We start from the raw sequence: 17,298 nt of genomic DNA on the forward strand, positions 1-17,298 counted from the left end.
TCGTGCTCCTTCAGAATGCCGATGATCTGATCTTCAGTGAACCTGCTGCGCTTCATCTCTGGTCCTATCGGTTGGGCCAGAGTCTATCTCAAACTGGACTAGGCGGAGGGGGCAACGTCAGGCATGATCAACAGCAAGTTCCGGTTTCATTGCGTCCTGCAGCAAGCAAGCAAAGACCGATCCCGGGAAGTGTCTTGATCATGTTTTGGTTTAGACTGTGATGCAGGAGGTCTCAGCTACTAAGAACGGCGGTTCAATCGTCCCGCTGGGGGGCGACAGCTCGCTCAAGCCACGTGCGGCCTGCAGGGCGTGAACATGTATCCCGACACACATTCGTGCCACTGGCAATCCAAGAGCTTCAGGCCGCACGGGTTGAGCAATTACGGCGATCCAACCCGCATCTGCTTACGAAAGTAGGTAAGATAAGAGTTCAAATCCCTCAGCCGGCACCATCGCCCCTTGCATTAGGATTGACCTCGCCTTAGGTTAACGGGGCTACGTTATATTCTCTGCATCCTGTCTGCGTCTCGCTTCAGTCTGCTTTGTTAATCTGACTGCGCCAAGCCACTGCATCCCGCGGGTGGATTACTAGACAGGAGATCTCACGATGGCCAACGGCACCGTGAAATGGTTCAACAGCACCAAAGGCTTCGGCTTCATTCAACCGGAAGGCGGTCGTCAGGACGTGTTCCTGCACATCTCGGCGCTCGAGCGCGCGGGCCTTTCGGCCCCGGCCGACGGCCAGAAGGTGACCTATGAGCTGGAGCGCGGCCGCGACGGTCGCGAATCGGCCACGAACGTCCAGTTCGTCTGAGCCGACGCCTGATGCGTCTCGAAAGGGCTGCCCGAGCGGGCGGCCCTTTTTTCATGGTCGCGCTTGAGGCGCAGAAGGCAGTGGCGTAACAGAGCGGCATGAAGATCCTCTTTCTTGGCGACGTCATGGGTCGCGCCGGACGGCGCGCGATTACCGAACGGCTGGCCGCCCTCCGGGCGCGACTGAAGGCCGACCTCGTCATCGTGAATGCCGAAAACGCCAGCGGCGGGCGCGGTGCGACCGCCGGACATGCACAGCTTCTGCTGGAGTCCGGGGCCGACGCCCTGACCCTTGGTGACCATGCCTTCGACCAGAAGGACATGATCGCCTTCATCGACAAGGAGCCGCGAATCGTCCGCCCGCTGAATTTCGCGAAAGAGGCTCCGGGCCGCGGACATGCGATCGTCAGCGATGCACGCGGCCGCAAGGCCCTGATCACTCAGGCCTTGGGTCAGGTGTTCATGTCGCGACCCTACGACGACCCGTTCTCGGCGTTGGATGCGGTGCTGCGCGCGCATCCGCCGGGCGGCATGGTTCAGGCCGCCGTCGTCGACATCCATGCCGAGGCCACGAGCGAGAAGATGGCCGTCGGACATTTCTGCGACGGCCGCGCCAGCCTGGTGGTCGGGACCCATACCCACGTGCCGACCGGCGATGCACAGGTGCTTCCGCGTGGCACGGGCTATCTGTCTGACGCCGGCATGTGCGGCGACTATGACAGCGTCATCGGCATGGAGAAGGCCGAGCCGATGCGTCGCTTTATCACCGGCATGTCGCGCGACCGCTTCACCCCGGCCGAGGGCGAGGCGACCATCTGCGGCGTCCTGGTGCAGACGGACGACAGGACCGGCCTTGCGACCTTGATCGAGCCGGTCCGCGACGGCGGCCGTCTGGCGCAGACGCACCCGGCCTGAGATTGCCGCCGGATCGGAGGCGCGCGAACTCCGCTTGCGGCAGGGCGCTTTTCCGGCGCAGTATCCGCGCCAAGGGAACATCCCCCCGACCAAGATCGAGTGATGAATGTTCGGATTTGAATTGACCGGCATGACCGGTGCGGTGGTGACGATCTTCATCATCATCGCGATGCTGACGCTGTTCATCCGCGAGAGCTATCCCCCCGAAGTGACCGCGATCTTGGGTGCCGTGACGCTGCTGTCGCTTGGCATACTGGACGTGGACGCCATCGCGGGCGTGCTGTCGAACTCGGCCCCCTGGACCATCGCCTTCATGTTCATCATCGTCGGCGGGCTGGTCAGGACCGGGGCGCTGGATTGGATCGGCCAGCGCGCCGCACGCCACGCGGGCGATCATCCCGCGCTGACGCTGGCGACGGTATCCATCCTCGTTTGCGGGCTGTCGGCCTTCGTGAACAACACGCCGCTGGTCGTGGTGATGATGCCGATCTTCATGCAGCTGGCCAAGGAGATGGGAAAGTCGCCGTCTAAGCTGCTGATTCCGCTGTCCTACCTGTCAATTCTGGGCGGGACAATGACGCTGATCGGCACGTCGACCAACCTTCTGGTTGATGGCGTCGCCCGCGCTTCGGGGATGGAGCATTTCACCATCTTCGAGATCACCTGGATCGGTCTTCCAATGGCCATTGTCGGCGTGATGTATCTGCTGATCTTCGCGCCGCGACTGCTGCCCGACCGGGACTCGATGTCACAGTTGCTGACAGGTCGAAGCAAGATGAAGTTCTTTACTGAAGTCGCTATTCCTGAAGGATCTTCCCTGATCGGCAAGGGTCTTGATGAGGTCGATATCTTCGCCCGCGACAGCGCCCGCGTGATCGACGTCCTGCGTGGCGACGCCTCTCTTCGCCGCGACCTCGCCTCGGTCCAGCTCGAGGAGGGCGACCGCGTCGTCCTGCGAACCCCGATGTCCGAAGTTCTGGGCCTGCAGTCCCACAAAGAGCTGCGGATGGTGGACAAGCTGAGCTCCGTCCAGACATCAACGGTCGAGGTGCTGATCACGCCGGGATGCCATATGGTCGGGCGCTCCCTGGGATCGATGCGCCTGCGCCGCCGCTATGGCGTCTATGTGCTGGCCGCGCATCGCAAGAACCAGAACATCGGGCGGCAGCTGGACGACCTTGTCGTGCGTGTGGGCGACACGCTGCTGCTGGAGGGGGCGCCCGCTGACATTCAGCGCCTGGCCCGCGACATGGACATGGTCGAGGTGAACGCGCCATCCGACCGGGCTTATCGCCGCAAGCACGCGCCGATCGTCGTGGCGACGCTGCTGGGTGTGATCGTCCTGTCGGCATTTGAGATCGCGCCGATCCTGCTCCTGGCCTTCATCGGCGTCGCGGTCGTGCTGGGCACCCGCTGCATCGACGCCGACGAGGCGCTGTCCTTCGTCGATGGCCGCCTGATGGCGTTGATCTTTGCCATGCTGGCGGTCGGCGCCGGGCTGGACAACAGCGGCGCGGTGCAGCTGGTCGTGGACCAGGTCTCGCCCTGGATGATGTCTCTGCCCCCCTGGGCGCTGGTTCTGGCAGTCTATCTGCTGGCCACCACGCTGACCGAGACGGTGACGAACAACGCCGTCGCAGTCATCGTCACGCCGGTCGCGATCAGTCTAGGGACCTCGCTTGGTGTCGATCCGCGGCCATTGGTGATCGCCGTCATGATGGGCGCATCGGCCAGTTTCGCCACGCCGATCGGTTATCAGACGAATACGCTGGTCTATGGACCGGGAGGCTATCGCTTCAGCGACTTCATCAAGGTGGGCCTGCCGCTGAACCTGTTGATGGCCGTTGTGGCATCAGTGCTGATCCCGGTGGTCTGGCCCCTTAACCCTTGATTTACCTCGTTGCCGCAGATGCAATGCTGCCATGCAGCATCGGCGGTTGAGATCGGGACGCAGAGGAGCGATCTAGAGCGCAGGGGAGGAAACGACTTAGGATAACCAAGGAGTTTCCAAATGGCGACTATCGCAACTTCTCATCACAAGTCCGCCGGTTTTTCGATCGCCGCGCTGCTTGCTCCGTTCCGCGCCATCGGCCACTTCATGGTGGCGCTGGCCGAAGCCAGCCCGCAGATGCGCGCCCTGAACCGCCTGAGCACCGTGTCGGATGCCGAACTGGCCGCCCGCGGCCTGACCCGCGAGGGTGAAATCCGCCGCATCCTGGGCGCCTCGGCTGCCGTCTGATCTGCCCGCCGCTGCCTGCGACTGTCGCGGCCCCTGCCAGGGCCGCGCTTGTCGTTTCAGCTACAGAGGCCAGACGATCAGCAGGATGGGGACCGAGACCATCATCACGATGAATTCCAGCGGCAGGCCCATCCGCCAGTAGTCGCCAAAGCGATAGTTGCCGGGTCCCAGGATCAGGGTGTTGTTCTGGTGCCCGATGGGGGTCAGGAACGCGCAGGAAGCTGCGACGGCCACGCCCATCAGGAAGGCGTCCGGCTGGACCTGCAGCGCCTCGGCCAACCGGATGCTGACCGGGGCGGCGATGATCGTGGTCGCGTTGTTGTTCAGCACATCCGACAGCATCATTGTGGCGCCCATCAACACGACCAGCGCGGCCCAGGCGGGATAGCCCTGCGTCAACCGTGCCAGCCCTTGTGCAATCAGGGCAGAACCGCCGGTCTGGTCCAGCGCCAGCCCCAGCGGGATCATCGACCCCAGAAGCACGATCACCGGCCAGTCGACATGCTTGTAGAGGTCATGCACCGACAGCACGCCGACAAGGGTATAGGCCACGATCACGCAGCCAAGCGCGATGGGCATGGTCGTCACCTCGAACGCGGTCGCGATAACGGCCAAGACGAACAGCGCGACCGCGGACTTCATGTGCCGCTCTCGCTGGACGGGCAGGCTGCCGCCATCCAGCCGCAGAAGCCCGGTCGCCTGGATGGTCTCCTCGGTCCGGCTTTCGGGCATCAGCATCAGCAGCATGTCGCCCGGCTCCAACACCTGCAGTGGCAGGTTGCGCCGCAGCGCAACGCCACGGCGGCGCAACCCGATCAGGACGCCGTCATGGCGATTCATCATGCCGAACGACCTGACGGACCTGCCGGCCAGTTCCGACGCGGCCGGAACCAGACACTCAACCAAGTGCTGGCCCTCGCTGTCTTTTCTGGCGCGCGGCTCGTTCCGGCCGTCCGGAAATGACAGGTCGGATGTCGAGCGGAACTCGTCCAGAGCCGCCGGATCGGCGCGCAGGATCAGCACGTCCCCGTCTTCCAACAGTTGTTCGTCCAGCTTTCCGGTCATTTCCTGACCGCGGCGACTGACGCCGACAATACGCACCGAAGCGCGGGCCGCTTCCTCGCGCGCGTCAGAGACGCGGCGGGCGCTTTTCAGGCTGGCCTCGGTCACGACCAGCAGCGCAAAGTAGCGCCGTTGGGGGCCACCGGTATCGCCTGCCTCCTCGGATCTGTCGCGTCGGGGGATCAGCCGCCACCCGATCAGCGCGATGAACGCGATGCCCGCCACGGCCACAGCACCCCCCACAGGCAGGAAGTCGAACATGCGGTAAGGCTGGCCCAGGACCTCGCTGCGAAAGCCCGACACGATCAGATTCGGCGGCGTGCCAATCAGCGTCAGCATTCCGCCCAGGATCGTGGCGAAGGCCAGCGGCATCAGCGTGAGGCCCGGCGCCCGTCCGGTCTTGCGCGCGGTCTGGATGTCGACCGGCATCAACATCGCCAGCGCCGCGATGTTGTTCATGAAGCCGGACAGCAGTCCACCGACCGCCCCGAACAGACCGATGTGGGCGCTGGTCCCGCGCGACCGCGTCGCCATGACACGCGTCAGGCGTGACACGGCGCCGGATCGGGTCAGCCCCGCCGTCGCGATCAGCACCAGCGCGACGATCACAGTGGTCGGGTTGCCGAAGCCGTAGAACGCCTGTTCTTTCGGAACGAGGCCGATCAGAACCGCCACCATCAGGCCGGCAAACGCCACCAGGTCGTATCGCCACCGGCCCCAGAGCATCAGAACGATCATCGTGCCCAGAAGGCCGAACAGCAGGATTTGCGGTGTGGTCATCATGTCCCTGTTCGCGGCGCCCTGCCGCGTCAGTCCCGAACGCCTGACGACCCCTGAGGGTTCGTCTTGCGATGGTGGCCTTCAGTGGACTAAAAGCGCGCGATACCTTTACCGGAACTGCGAAGGACGACCGGACATGGCAGGTCATTCCAAATGGGCCAACATCCAGCATCGCAAGGGCAGGCAGGACGCCGCCCGGTCGAAGCTGTTTTCCAAGCTGGCGAAAGAGATCACCGTCGCCGCCAAGATGGGCGATCCCGATCCTGAAAAGAACCCGCGGCTGCGGCTGGCGGTCAAGGAGGCCAAGTCGAAGTCCGTCCCCAAGGACGTGATCGACCGCGCGATCAAGAAGTCCCTGGGGGGCGACGCCGAAACCTATGAGGAGATCCGTTATGAGGGCTATGGCCCGAACGGGATTGCCCTGGTGGTCGAGGCGATGACCGACAACCGCAACCGCACCGCGTCGAACGTGCGCAGCTATTTCACCAAGTCGGGCGGCGACATGGGGCAGACTGGGTCGGTCAGCTTCATGTTCGACCGGGTCGGAGAGATCATGTACCCGCTGTCGGCCGGCGACGCGGACACGGTGATGATGGCCGCCATCGAGGCCGGCGCCAGCGACGTCGAGACGGATGACGAGGGGCACTGGATCTATTGCGCCGACACCGACCTGAATGAGGTGTCGACCGCACTCGAGGCGAGCTTGGGCGAATCCGAGACGGCGAAGCTGATCTGGAAGCCGCAGGCGCCGACCGAAATCACCGACGTCGAGACTGCGCAGAAGCTGATGAAGCTGATTGACACACTGGAAGACGACGACGACGTCCAGAACGTCACCGGAAACTTCGACCTGACCGAGGAAGTTGCCGCAAACCTCTGACCAGCAGTGTAATTCTTTTTCCGTCCTTGAGCGCGAACAGTTGCGACCGGGCTGCAACACCTGCGGACCGGTTTCTTGCGGGCTGCAGGACGGCTTGCCCTGCCGGCGGAAACACGTCACTTGCAGATCATGCAGTTCGAGTCACAAACACGTCGGGATCTGGCCGGCATCGGGTGGATGCTGGCGACCGGCTTCTGCTTCGTGGGCGTCAACACCGTCGTCCGCGGGCTTGAAGGCGCAGTTCCGGCAGCGCAGGCGGCCTTCATCCGCTTCCTGTTCGGCCTTATCTTCCTGCTTCCGGTGGCCTGGCCGGCGTTGCGGCGCGGATTTCCAGTGCAAGTCTGGGGACTTTTCGCGCTGCGGGGCGCCCTTCACATCGTCGCGGTCGTGGCATGGTTCTACGCCATGTCCCGCATCACCATCGCCGAGGTGACCGCGATCGGGTTTCTCAATCCGATCATCGTCACGGTCGGGGCGGCGCTATTCCTGGGCGAAAAGCTGGCTGGCCGGCGGATCGCCGCCGTGTGCGTCGCCCTGATCGGGGCGTTGATCGTCCTTCGGCCGGGGCTGCGGCCGTTGGACCCAGGGCACCTGTCGCAGGTGCTGGCCGCTATCGCGTTCGGGTCATCCTACTTGGTCGCCGCACGGCTGTCGGGTCGCGCGCCTGCGGCGGTTGTCGTCGCGATGATGTCGCTGGTCGTCTCAATCGGCCTAGCCCCGCTGGCTTGGGCGCAGTGGGTACCGCCAACCGCCGGTCAAGTGGCCGCCCTGGGACTGGTGGCGGTCTTCGCCACCGCGGGCCACTACACGATGACGCGGGCCTTCGCGGCGGCCCCGCTGACCGTGACGCAGCCGATCACCTTCCTGCAGCTGGTCTGGGCAAGCCTCGTGGGCATGTTTGTGTTTTCCGAGCCTCTGGACGGATGGGTCATCATCGGCGGCGGCCTGATGATCGGGGCGATCACCTACATCACCTGGCGCGAGGCGCGGCAGCGCGCGCGGACGCAGACACCTGCGGTGACCGCCGCCAAGCTGTGAGGAGTCACTCGCTGCAGGTGCCCATCGCTTCGTCGAAGCTGTGGGTCGTTTCCTCCAACGTGCCTTCGGTGATCTGGATCGGCCGAAACGGCGGCAGCTCCTGCGCTGCGGGCTGGACCTGGCTCAGGCGATAGCAGCCCGCATAGACGGTGACGCCGTCGCCGGTAGTGGCCTCGATGGCCACGGGAACGGCCGAGTGGATCGTCCCGGCCGCACCTTCGGACAGAACCTCTCCGCTCCTCAGTCGCACGCTTTCGGTGTTGGCATAGCCGTCGCGGAAGGGCTCGAACTCGGGTGCGGCGTCTGAGGCATAATAGCTGTGGGCGCGCAGGTATTCCTTGCGGTCGATGGCGTTGTAGAGGGACGAGACCACCCGCTCGGGCGTCGAACGGTCGTCCAGATAAGGTGCGACCTGGGCCGCGTCATCCTGTGCATGGGCCATCGGCGGGACCAGCAAAAAGGCAAGGGCGGCGAGGGTGATCTGACGTGTCATAGGGGAGGCTCCGGAGGGTTCAGGATCAACCGTCCTCCGGGTTGGGGGTTCCCGCCTCAACGATTCGGCCAGAGCGGCGCGTGGCGGTTCACGTCCTTGTAGAGGAGGTAGCGGAACCGCCCCGGTCCGCCGGCATAGCAGGCCTGCGGGCAGAAGGCGCGCAACCACATATAGTCGCCCGGTCCGACCTCGACCCAGTCGCGGTTCAGGCGGTAGACGGCCTTTCCTTCCAGCACGAACAGGCCGTGCTCCATCACGTGCGTTTCCGCGAACGGGATCGAGCCGCCGGGTTGGAAGCTGACTACGGTGATATGCATGTCGTGGCGCAGGTCGGCCGGGTCCATGAAGCGCGTCGTGCCCCATGCGCCGTCCGTGTCGGGCATCATCGACGGCGCCATGTCCTGTTCCTGTGCGACGATGGGATCGGGCGTGTCCACGCCGGCCGCCGGCTGCCAGCGCTTGCGCCACCAGTGGAAACCTGCCGCGCCACCGCCGTGGTTGCGGACCTGCCATGGCATTCCTGCCGGGACATAGGCGAAACCACCCGGCGTCAGCTTGTGACGGTCTTTGCCGATCACAACTTCGAGGTCGCCGCCGGTGACGAAGATCGCGTGCTGAACCTCGGGGTCGTCGTCCGGGGCGTCGCTGCCGCCGCCCTCGGCCAGTTCCACGATGTACTGGCTGAAGGTTTCCGCGAATCCCGTCAGCGGACGCGCCAGCATCCACATGCGCATGCCGGTCCAGCCGGGCAGATACGATGTCACGATATCGCGCATCACCGTCCGCGGGATCACGGCGTAGGCCTCGGTGAAGACGGCGGTGTCGGTCGTCATGCCGGTCTGTGGTGGCAGGCCCGCCACGGGGCCGGCATAGGGGCCGGTGCGGGTGACGGGGATGTCGCCCATCGGCGCGTCGTGGGGCGGGCGGTCGGTCACTTCAGGGCCTCCTGCAGGCGAAGCTGGGCAATGCGGATGACCTGGGCCTCGGCGGTGGCACGCTCGGTCGCGGTATCGTTCTGCAGGCGCGTCTGCATGGCGGACATGATGCCCGCCTTGTCATGGTCGCGCACCGCGATGATGAAGGGAAAGCCGTGCTTGTCGACATAGGCGTCGTTCAGGCGCGTGAACTCGGCCCGCTCGGCATCCGTCAGGGCGTCGAGGCCCGCGCTGGTTTGCTCGGCCGTGCTGTCGGCCGTCAGCCGCCGCGCCTGTGCCAGCTTGCCCGCCAGATCCGGGTGTGCGCGCAGGACCTCCAGCCGTTCGCCATCGCCGGCAGCACGGAACATCTGCGCCATGCGGGCGGCAAGACCCGTCGCGCTGTCATGGACCGCGCCCATTTCCGCGTCCCACACCCGTTCGGCAATGAAGGGCGAATGTTCGAAGATGCCGCCGAAGCGGTCCACGAACTCGTCCCGCTCCATCTGCGAGGGACGCTGGCGCGGCTTGAACGGGTGGGTCGCGGCCCAGTGGCGCGCGATGTCCAGGCGGCTGGCAAACCACACGCCCTCATGCGCGCGGGCATGGTCCAGGAATCGCTGGATGGCCATCGCGCGGCCGGGCCGTCCGGCCAGGCGGCAATGCAGGCCGATGGACATCATCTTGGGCGCACCCGCCGCGCCTTCGGAATAGAGGACGTCGAAGCTGTCGCGGAGATAGTCGAAGAACTCGACCCCGGTCCCGAAACCCTGGCCGCTGGAAAAGCGCATGTCGTTGGCGTCCATCGTATAGGGCACCATCAGCTGCGGGCGGCCCTTGTGGACGTGCCAATAGGGCAGGTCGTCGGCGATGGTGTCGGCCAGGTATTCGAAGCCGCCTTCCTCGCAACCCAGCTCGACCGTGTTCATCGAGGTGCGCCCTTGGTAGAAGCCGCGCGGCCTGTCGCCGGTCAGCTGTCGGTGCAGTTCGATGGCACGGGCGATGTGTTCAGCCTCGACCTCGCGCGGGACGTCGCGATAGTCGATCCACTTCAGCCCGTGGGTCGCGATCTCCCATCGGGCGTCCTGCATGGCCGCGACCTGTTCAGGGCTACGCTCAAGTGCGGTGGCGACGCCATAGACGGTGACGGGGATGTCGCGCAGCAGGCGGTGCAACCGCCAGAAGCCCGACCGCGCGCCATAGTCATAGATGGATTCCATGTTCCAATGGCGCTTGCCGGGCCAGGGCTGGGCGCCGATGATTTCGGACAGGAACGCCTCGGAGGCGGTATCGCCATGCTCGATGCTGTTCTCGCCGCCCTCTTCGTAGTTGACGACGATCTGCACCGCGATCCGGGCGCCGCCGGGCCATTGCGGATCGGGTGTGGTTTCGCCATATCCTCGCAAATCGCGGCTGTAGCGCATGGAGCCCTCCTGTTGTCGCCGCGTCACCAAAGCCCCATACGGGCGCGCGGGCAAGCGGGCAGGCGCCGAATTCTGTATCAACGAATCGACAAATATCCGATGCCCTTTCAATGATGTGTTGAAAGACTTGTGGCCGGCCCGGCGGTTGCAGAGCGTGCAGGCTGCGCCCAACCTGCGCCGCAGGGCGGCTTGACGGCCGAGTGAGGGAACAGAATGAACAACTTCTTCAAGCTGTCCGAGAAGGGCAGCAGCATCAGGACCGAGCTGATCGCCGGCCTGACCACCTTCCTGACGATGGCCTACATCATCTTCGTGAACCCGGACATCCTCTCGACGACAGGCATGGACCGGGACGCGGTGTTCGTGGCCACGTGCCTGGCGGCTGCGGTCGGATCGCTGATCATGGGGCTTTGGGCCAACTGGCCCATCGGCATGGCGCCGGGGATGGGGCTGAACGCATTCTTCGCCTTCACCGTGGTCGGCGTGATGGGTTTCACCTGGCAGCAGGCCCTGGGCGCGGTTCTGATCAGCGGCCTGATCTTCCTGTTCCTGTCCGTAACCGGCATCCGCCGCTGGCTGATCGCCGGCATCCCGGCATCGATGCGCAGCGCCATTGCCGCGGGTATCGGGCTGTTCCTGGCGATCATCGCGCTGCAGGGATCGGGGATCGTGGTCGACAGCCCCGCAACGCTGGTGGCGCTTGGCGATCTGACGCAGACGGGCACGCTGCTGACCATCGGCGGGTTCTTCCTGATCGTGGCGCTGGACGCGCTGCGGGTAACGGGCGCAATCCTGATCGGCATCCTGGTCGTCACTGTGGTGGCAATCCTGCTGGGCGTCAGCAGCTTCGGCGGCCTCATGTCCATGCCGCCGTCCATCGCGCCGACCTTTCTGCAGCTGGACCTGGCGGGCGCGCTGACCGTCGGCATCTTCCAGGTGGTGCTGGTCATGGTCCTGGTTGAGGTCTTCGACGCCACCGGCACGCTGATTGGTGTGGCCAAGCGCGCGGGTCTGCTGACCGAGGGGCCGACGCATCGCAACCCGAACCTGGGCCGCGCGCTGATGGCCGATTCGACCGCCATCACGGCGGGCGCGCTGTTGGGGACGTCATCGACCACCGCCTATGTCGAAAGCGCCTCGGGCGTTCAGGCTGGAGGCCGCACGGGGCTGACGGCAGTCGTGGTGGGCCTTCTGTTCCTGGCGGCGATGTTCTTTGCGCCGCTGGCCGGGTCGGTGCCGGTCTATGCGACGGCGCCCGCGCTTCTCTACGTGGCGACGCTGATGGTGCGCGAGCTGTCCGAGGTCACTTGGGACGACGTGACCGAGGCTGCGCCATCAGTCCTGACCGCCATCGCGATGCCGCTGACCTATTCCATCGCGAACGGCCTGGCCTTCGGCTTCATCAGCTATGCCGTCATCAAGCTGCTGACGGGGCGCGCGTCCGAGGTCCATGCCGCAACCTGGCTGATCGCGGCGCTGTTCGTCACGAAATACGCGCTTTACGGCGCGCACTAGTCGGGGTGGGCGGTCAGTTGATCTGACCGCCCATCGCCTCGGTCAGGGCCGCGGCTGCCGCGACCACGACCGCGCCCAACGTCTTGACATGTTCTGGCGCGATGCGGTGCGACGGCCCACTGACCGAAATGCCGGCCACCGCTTCCCCGCCGATGTCGAAGACGGGGGCCGCGATGCAGCGCATGCCGCGGGTGCGTTCCTCGTCATCGAACGAAAAGCCGCGATGGCGGATGCGGGCAAGGTCGTCGCGCAGCGCGTGCGGATCGGCCAGTGTGCGGTCGGTGAACCGCTCCAGCGCGTTCCGGTCCAGCAGCGCATCCACCGCGGTGGCACGGCCAAAGGCCAAGAGCGCTTTGCCGATGCCCGAGGCATGCAGCGGCGACCGGGTCCCGGGCGGGAAGAAGGCGCGGATCGTCTCTTGTGTCTCGACCTGGCTCACGAACAGGACGGCGTCCCCCTGCAGGATGCCCAGGTTAGCGGTCTCGCCCGTATGCTCCATCAGCTGGCGCATGATCGGGCGGGCGCGTTCGATGATCCCCGATCGGCGCATGAAGGCCGACCCAAGCCGGAAGGCAGTCGGGCCGATGTTCCAGGCCTGCGTGGTCATATCGCTCTCGACCATGCCCCGTGTGGCCAGCGTATGCAGGACGCGATGGACGCTCGAGGCCGGCTGGCCGGTGCGTTCGGCCACCTCTGACAGGGTCAGGCCGGGCTGGGCCGCCAGCAGGTCCAGAAGATCCAGCGCGCGGTCCAGGGCCTGCACGGTACCGGGCGCGTCGGGCAGCGCCTTGCGTGGTCGGCCACGGCGGCGGGTCGGATCGGCCATGTTTCTCCCTCCGTTCTAGTTGCATCGTGTCTGCCGGTAAAATCAGCGGGCACAAGGAAAAAGATGCGGTGCGGACCACAAGGCGCAGGATGCATCTTCACTGCACCACTTGATTATGTACGAAATCTATAGACTGCCTTGCGGGCCTTTCGCCTCGCCCCTGCGCGCGGATCGGGTATCACAAGAAGCAAAGTGACAAGGAAGGAGCGACGATGCCGGGCTTTCTGACGACCCATGTTCTGGACACCGCCCGCGGCCGCCCGGCCGAGGGGATGGAGGTCGTTCTGCACCGCCTGTCGGGCGACGGCCGCAGCGAACTGGCCCGGATGGTCACGAACGCCGATGGCCGGACCGATCGTCAGATCCTGCCGGACACCGATTTCGCCACCGGAACGTATGAGCTGGAATTCCACGCCGGCGCCTGGATGGACGCCACCGGCATCGCGCCCGAAAGTCCGCGTTTCCTGGATGTGATCCCGATCCGCTTTGGGATATCGCAGGACGATCACTACCACGTCCCGCTGCTCGTCTCGCCCTTCGGCTATTCCACCTATCGGGGCAGCTGAGATGATTCCCGATACCGTCATCCTGTGGGAGTGGCTGGCCTTCGCCGTCCGCTGGACCCATGTCATCACTGCCATCGCCTGGATCGGGTCATCCTTCTACTTCATCGCGCTGGACCTGGGGCTGCAGAAGGCCGCGCATCTGCCGAAGGGTGCACACGGAGAGGAATGGCAGGTCCACGGCGGCGGGTTCTACCACATCCAGAAATACCTGGTTGCGCCGGAACGGATGCCCGAGCATCTGACCTGGTTCAAATGGGAAAGCTATTCGACCTGGCTGTCAGGGGCGGCGCTGCTGATGGTCACCTATTGGGCGGGCGCGAACCTGTTCCTGATCGACCCCGCCAAGGCTGATCTGGCGATCTGGCAGGCGATCATTGTCTCTGGCGGGTCGCTGGCCATCGGCTGGCTGATCTATGACGGGCTGTGCAAGTCGCCACTGGGCAACCGGCCCACGGTGCTGACGCTGCTGCTGTTCATGGCGCTGGTCGTGATGGGCTGGGGGTATGATCAGGTGTTCACGGGGCGTGCCGCGCTGCTGCACCTGGGGGCGTTCACGGCGACGATCATGACCGCCAATGTGTTCCTGATCATCATGCCGAACCAGCGCGTCGTCGTGGCTGATCTGAAAGCAGGCAGGGCGCCCGACCCGAAGTACGGCAAGATCGCCAAGCTCCGGTCGACACACAACAACTACCTGACGCTACCGGTCGTCTTCCTGATGTTGTCGAACCACTATCCGCTGGCCTTCGCCAGCCAGTGGAACTGGCTGATCGCGGCGCTAATCTTCCTGATGGGCGTGACGATCCGGCATTTCTTCAACACCATGCATGCCCGCAAGGGGCAGTTGTGGTGGACCTGGGCGGTGACGGTCCTGCTGTTCATCGGCATCATGTGGCTGTCGGCACTCGGGCTGAACCGCGACAGCTATGATCAGGCGATGGCCCGCCCGCTGACGCCGTCCGAGGCGCGTTTCGCCGAGGCCAAGGGTTTCGACGAGGTGTCGCGGACCGTCATCGGCCGCTGCTCGATGTGCCATGCCCGAGAGCCCGTATGGGACGGCATCCACCATGCCCCCAAGGGCGTCCTGCTGGAGACGCCTTCGGACATCGCCCGCGCCGCGCGCGAGATCTATGTCCAGGCGGGCCTGACCGACGCGATGCCCCCGGCCAACATCACCGGGATGGAGGACGGCGAGCGCGACCAGATCCTGCGCTGGTTCCGCCAGGTCGGCGCGTGGGGCATGGCCGGGCTGTGAAGTGTCAGGCGGCGCCACTGTAGCCTGAGCCCCTGCCGTGAGGAGACGGCACCAGGTTTCCCAAATTGCATCAAACTGAAGATCAGGCTGTACGCCGGAACTGCACGAGCCCTCCGTTGCGTTGCCCGGTTAGAACACCGGACGCAATTCGCGCACCGCATATTCCGCAAACATCCTCACCTTGGGGTCCTGCAGCCGGCGATGCGGCGTGAGGCAGCCGAACTGCGCTTCGAGCGGCGGGTGATCGGGAAGGACCTGCACAAGGCGGCCGTCAGCCAGTGCCTCGGCGACTTCGTAGCGTGGGCGGTTGGCGATGCCGTGTCCGGACATTGCCCATTCGGTCAGCACCTCTCCGTCATCGGTATCGAAGCGGCCCGACACCATCATCTTGCGCGGCCCATCAGGCGTCTGCAGCGTCCAGAAGTATTCTGGGCTGCGGGGATATCTCAACAGCAGGCAATTGTGCCGGGCCAGGTCGTCCGGCGTGCCGGGTGTTCCCGTCGCGGCCAGATAGGCGGGCGAGGCGACCAGCACACGGGGGCAGTCACCGATCTTGCGCCAAGTCAGGGCTGAGTCGGCCGGCTGGCCCAGGAAGAAGGCCAGGTCGATCGCATCCTCGACGATGTTGACGTTGCGGTCCGACAGGCGCAGTCGGATCTCGACGCCCAGGTTTTCCTTGCAGAATGGTGGGATCAGGGGTGCGATCAAGCGCCGGCCCAGCCCCAGAGGTGCGGTCAGGCGGATCACGCCCTGCGGCTTGCCGGAAAAGCTGCTGACCAGGGCCTCGGCCTCGTCCAGCGTCTCGATTACGCGGCGGGCGTGGTCATAGAAGGCGCGGCCGATCTCGGTTGTGGTCAGCTTGCGCGTGGTGCGGTTCAGCAGGCGCAGGCCGAAGCGATTTTCAAGATCCTTGATGCGATTCGAGGCAACTGCCGGCGAAAGGCGCAGATCCCTGCCTCCGGCGGTGATCGAGCCAAGTTCGACCACGCGCACGAAGACGCGCAGGCTTTCCAGATAGGACATGGTGATGGTCGGCTTTCAACGTTTCGTGTAAAGTCTTCTAGAACGCGGCCGATTTCGCAACCGCTATTTCGGGCCTAGCATCCGCTGACGGCCAGGAAGGACATTCATGACCCAGCTTCGGTTTCTGCTGAACGATACCGAGATCGCCCTGACCGAGGTCGGGGCCTCGGACACGCTTCTCGATCACCTGCGCCTGGCGCGTCGCCTGACGGGCACCAAGGAAGGTTGCGCCGAAGGCGACTGCGGCGCCTGCACCGTACTGGTCGGCCGGCTGACGACCGGGGGCTTGATTTATGAGCCGGTGAACGCCTGCATCCGCCTGCTGGCATCGTGCCACGCCACGCATGTGGTGACCATCGAGCATCTGCGCGGCCCGGACGGCGGCCTGCACCCGATCCAGACGGCCATGGTCGAACATCACGGAAGCCAATGCGGCTTCTGCACGCCGGGCATCGTCATGGCGCTCTATGGCCTGTGGATGGGCAATCCTTCGGCTGATGCCGAGGCCATCGAGACCGCGCTTCAAGGCAACATCTGCCGCTGCACGGGATACGAGCCGATTATCAAGGCCGCCTTGGCCGCCGGCGCCGCAGGAGGCCAGACGCAGGACGCGCTGACGCGCGAGCGTCAGGTGGTGGCCGCGCGCCTGGCCGGCATGCGGGGCGGCCGCGTTTCTCTTGCGCGCGGCGCCGACCGCGCGCTGATCCCCGCCGACGCCGACGACCTGGCGCGGCTTCTGGCCGAGGAGCCGGGCGCCACGCTGGTTGCCGGGGCGACCGATGTGGGTCTTTGGGTCACGAAGTTCATGCGTGACATCAGCCCCGCCGTCTTCATCGGGCATCTGATGAAGGACATGACGGTCGAGGGCGACATGATCCGCCTCGGCGCGGGCGTGACCTATTCAGAGGCCGCGCCGCTGATCGCCCGCCACATTCCTGCAGCGCAGGATTACTGGCTGCGGATCGGCGGATGGCAGGTCCGCAACATGGGCACGATCGGCGCGAACATCGCCAACGGCTCGCCCATCGGGGATACGCCGCCGCTGCTGATCGCGCTTGGTGCGCGGATCGTTCTGCGACGGGGCGACACGCGCCGCGAACTGTCGCTGGAGGATTTCTTCATCGACTACGGCAAGCAGGACCGCCAGCCCGGAGAATTCGTGGAGCAGGTCCTGATCCCGACGCGGCCGGAGGCGCGCATCGCGGCCTACAAGATCAGCAAGCGCCGCGACAGCGATATCAGCGCCGCCGCGGCGGGCTTTTGCGTAACCGTCGAGGGCGGCACGATTAGAGAGGCGCGCGTGGCGTTCGGCGGCATGGCCGCCACACTCCGCCGTGCCCGCGCCGCCGAGGCCGCACTGCAAGGCCGGCCCTTTGCCGAAGCCGCGTTCGAGGCAGCCGCCCGGGCCGTGGCCGACGACTTCCAGCCGCTGACGGACATGCGGGCCAGCGCCGAATACCGCGCGACCGTTGCGCGTAACCTGTTCCGCCGCTTCTGGCTGGAACAGTCGGAAACCGGCGTTCCCGTGCGATTGCGCCAGGCAGTGGGGGCTTAG

The 17,298-nt window shown here is 65.3% G+C and carries 17 protein-coding genes; 11 read left to right on the forward strand and 6 right to left on the reverse strand.

The features are described 5' to 3' along the window. The 5 genes from OC184_RS10930 to OC184_RS10950 form a co-directional block, all read left to right on the forward strand. A partial coding sequence (locus tag OC184_RS10930) for a hypothetical protein (protein WP_265507233.1) occupies positions 1-221 on the forward strand: 221 nt, incomplete at its 5' end. A 386-nt stretch (positions 222-607) separates the two neighbouring features. After that, positions 608-814, forward strand: coding sequence for a cold-shock protein (locus OC184_RS10935; protein WP_119887522.1), 207 nt, complete (start codon positions 608-610; stop codon positions 812-814). Positions 815-912: 98 nt separating this feature from the next. Then, a complete protein-coding gene (locus tag OC184_RS10940; protein WP_265507234.1) occupies positions 913-1,728 on the forward strand; it encodes a TIGR00282 family metallophosphoesterase in 816 nt (271 codons plus the stop codon). A 106-nt stretch (positions 1,729-1,834) separates the two neighbouring features. Continuing rightward, a complete protein-coding gene (locus OC184_RS10945) occupies positions 1,835-3,619 on the forward strand; it encodes an SLC13 family permease (protein WP_265507235.1) in 1,785 nt (594 codons plus the stop codon). A 120-nt stretch (positions 3,620-3,739) separates the two neighbouring features. Further along, the gene (locus OC184_RS10950; RefSeq protein ID WP_265507236.1) at positions 3,740-3,967 is read left to right on the forward strand and encodes a hypothetical protein; all 228 of its coding nucleotides are present in this window, start codon (positions 3,740-3,742) and stop codon (positions 3,965-3,967) included. Between the two features lie 60 nt (positions 3,968-4,027). Here the strand turns inward: OC184_RS10950 and OC184_RS10955 are convergent, their stop codons facing one another. Further along, positions 4,028-5,809 carry an SLC13 family permease gene (locus OC184_RS10955; protein ID WP_265507237.1) on the reverse strand — a complete coding sequence of 594 codons (1,782 nt, stop codon included), beginning with the start codon at positions 5,807-5,809 and terminating at the stop codon, positions 4,028-4,030. Between the two features lie 136 nt (positions 5,810-5,945). On the opposite strand from OC184_RS10955, the gene OC184_RS10960 reads away from it, so the two are divergent. Together OC184_RS10960 and OC184_RS10965 are read left to right on the forward strand one after the other, a co-directional pair. Further along, complete coding sequence (locus tag OC184_RS10960) at positions 5,946-6,689, forward strand: YebC/PmpR family DNA-binding transcriptional regulator (RefSeq protein WP_265507238.1); 744 nt, start codon at positions 5,946-5,948, stop codon at positions 6,687-6,689. A 129-nt stretch (positions 6,690-6,818) separates the two neighbouring features. Then, the gene (locus OC184_RS10965) at positions 6,819-7,727 is read left to right on the forward strand and encodes a DMT family transporter (protein ID WP_265507239.1); all 909 of its coding nucleotides are present in this window, start codon (positions 6,819-6,821) and stop codon (positions 7,725-7,727) included. Positions 7,728-7,731: 4 nt separating this feature from the next. Here OC184_RS10965 and OC184_RS10970 read toward each other — a convergent pair whose 3' ends face one another. The 3 genes from OC184_RS10970 to puuE are packed head-to-tail and all read right to left on the reverse strand — an operon-like array spanning position 7,732 to position 10,558. Continuing rightward, positions 7,732-8,220: a hypothetical protein gene (locus OC184_RS10970; protein WP_265507240.1), complete on the reverse strand. Its 489-nt coding sequence runs from the start codon at positions 8,218-8,220 to the stop codon at positions 7,732-7,734. Between the two features lie 56 nt (positions 8,221-8,276). After that, positions 8,277-9,125, reverse strand: a complete 849-nt coding sequence (locus tag OC184_RS10975; protein WP_265507270.1) for a bifunctional allantoicase/(S)-ureidoglycine aminohydrolase — start codon at positions 9,123-9,125, stop codon at positions 8,277-8,279. Between the two features lie 26 nt (positions 9,126-9,151). Further along, positions 9,152-10,558: an allantoinase PuuE gene (gene puuE / locus OC184_RS10980; RefSeq protein ID WP_265507241.1), complete on the reverse strand. Its 1,407-nt coding sequence runs from the start codon at positions 10,556-10,558 to the stop codon at positions 9,152-9,154. Between the two features lie 213 nt (positions 10,559-10,771). On the opposite strand from puuE, the gene OC184_RS10985 reads away from it, so the two are divergent. After that, the gene (locus OC184_RS10985; RefSeq protein WP_265507242.1) at positions 10,772-12,073 is read left to right on the forward strand and encodes an NCS2 family permease; all 1,302 of its coding nucleotides are present in this window, start codon (positions 10,772-10,774) and stop codon (positions 12,071-12,073) included. A gap of 13 nt (positions 12,074-12,086) precedes the next feature. Here OC184_RS10985 and bhcR read toward each other — a convergent pair whose 3' ends face one another. Then, positions 12,087-12,899, reverse strand: coding sequence for an HTH-type transcriptional regulator BhcR (gene bhcR, locus OC184_RS10990; protein WP_265507243.1), 813 nt, complete (start codon positions 12,897-12,899; stop codon positions 12,087-12,089). Between the two features lie 212 nt (positions 12,900-13,111). On the opposite strand from bhcR, the gene uraH reads away from it, so the two are divergent. Together uraH and OC184_RS11000 are read left to right on the forward strand one after the other, a co-directional pair. Then, positions 13,112-13,465 (forward strand): hydroxyisourate hydrolase, encoded by a 354-nt coding sequence (gene uraH, locus OC184_RS10995; RefSeq protein WP_265507244.1) that lies wholly within the window; start codon positions 13,112-13,114, stop codon positions 13,463-13,465. Between the two features lies 1 nt (position 13,466). After that, positions 13,467-14,720: a urate hydroxylase PuuD gene (locus tag OC184_RS11000; RefSeq protein WP_378927109.1), complete on the forward strand. Its 1,254-nt coding sequence runs from the start codon at positions 13,467-13,469 to the stop codon at positions 14,718-14,720. Between the two features lie 129 nt (positions 14,721-14,849). Here the strand turns inward: OC184_RS11000 and OC184_RS11005 are convergent, their stop codons facing one another. Next, complete coding sequence (locus OC184_RS11005) at positions 14,850-15,743, reverse strand: LysR family transcriptional regulator (RefSeq protein WP_265507245.1); 894 nt, start codon at positions 15,741-15,743, stop codon at positions 14,850-14,852. A gap of 106 nt (positions 15,744-15,849) precedes the next feature. Between OC184_RS11005 and xdhA the strand changes: the two genes are divergently transcribed. After that, entirely contained in the window at positions 15,850-17,298 is a 1,449-nt protein-coding gene (gene xdhA / locus OC184_RS11010; protein WP_265507246.1) for a xanthine dehydrogenase small subunit, read from the forward strand.

Source organism: Paracoccus rhizosphaerae, assembly GCF_026162645.1.
In the GTDB taxonomy this organism is placed as follows: Bacteria; Pseudomonadota; Alphaproteobacteria; order Rhodobacterales; family Rhodobacteraceae; genus Paracoccus; species Paracoccus rhizosphaerae.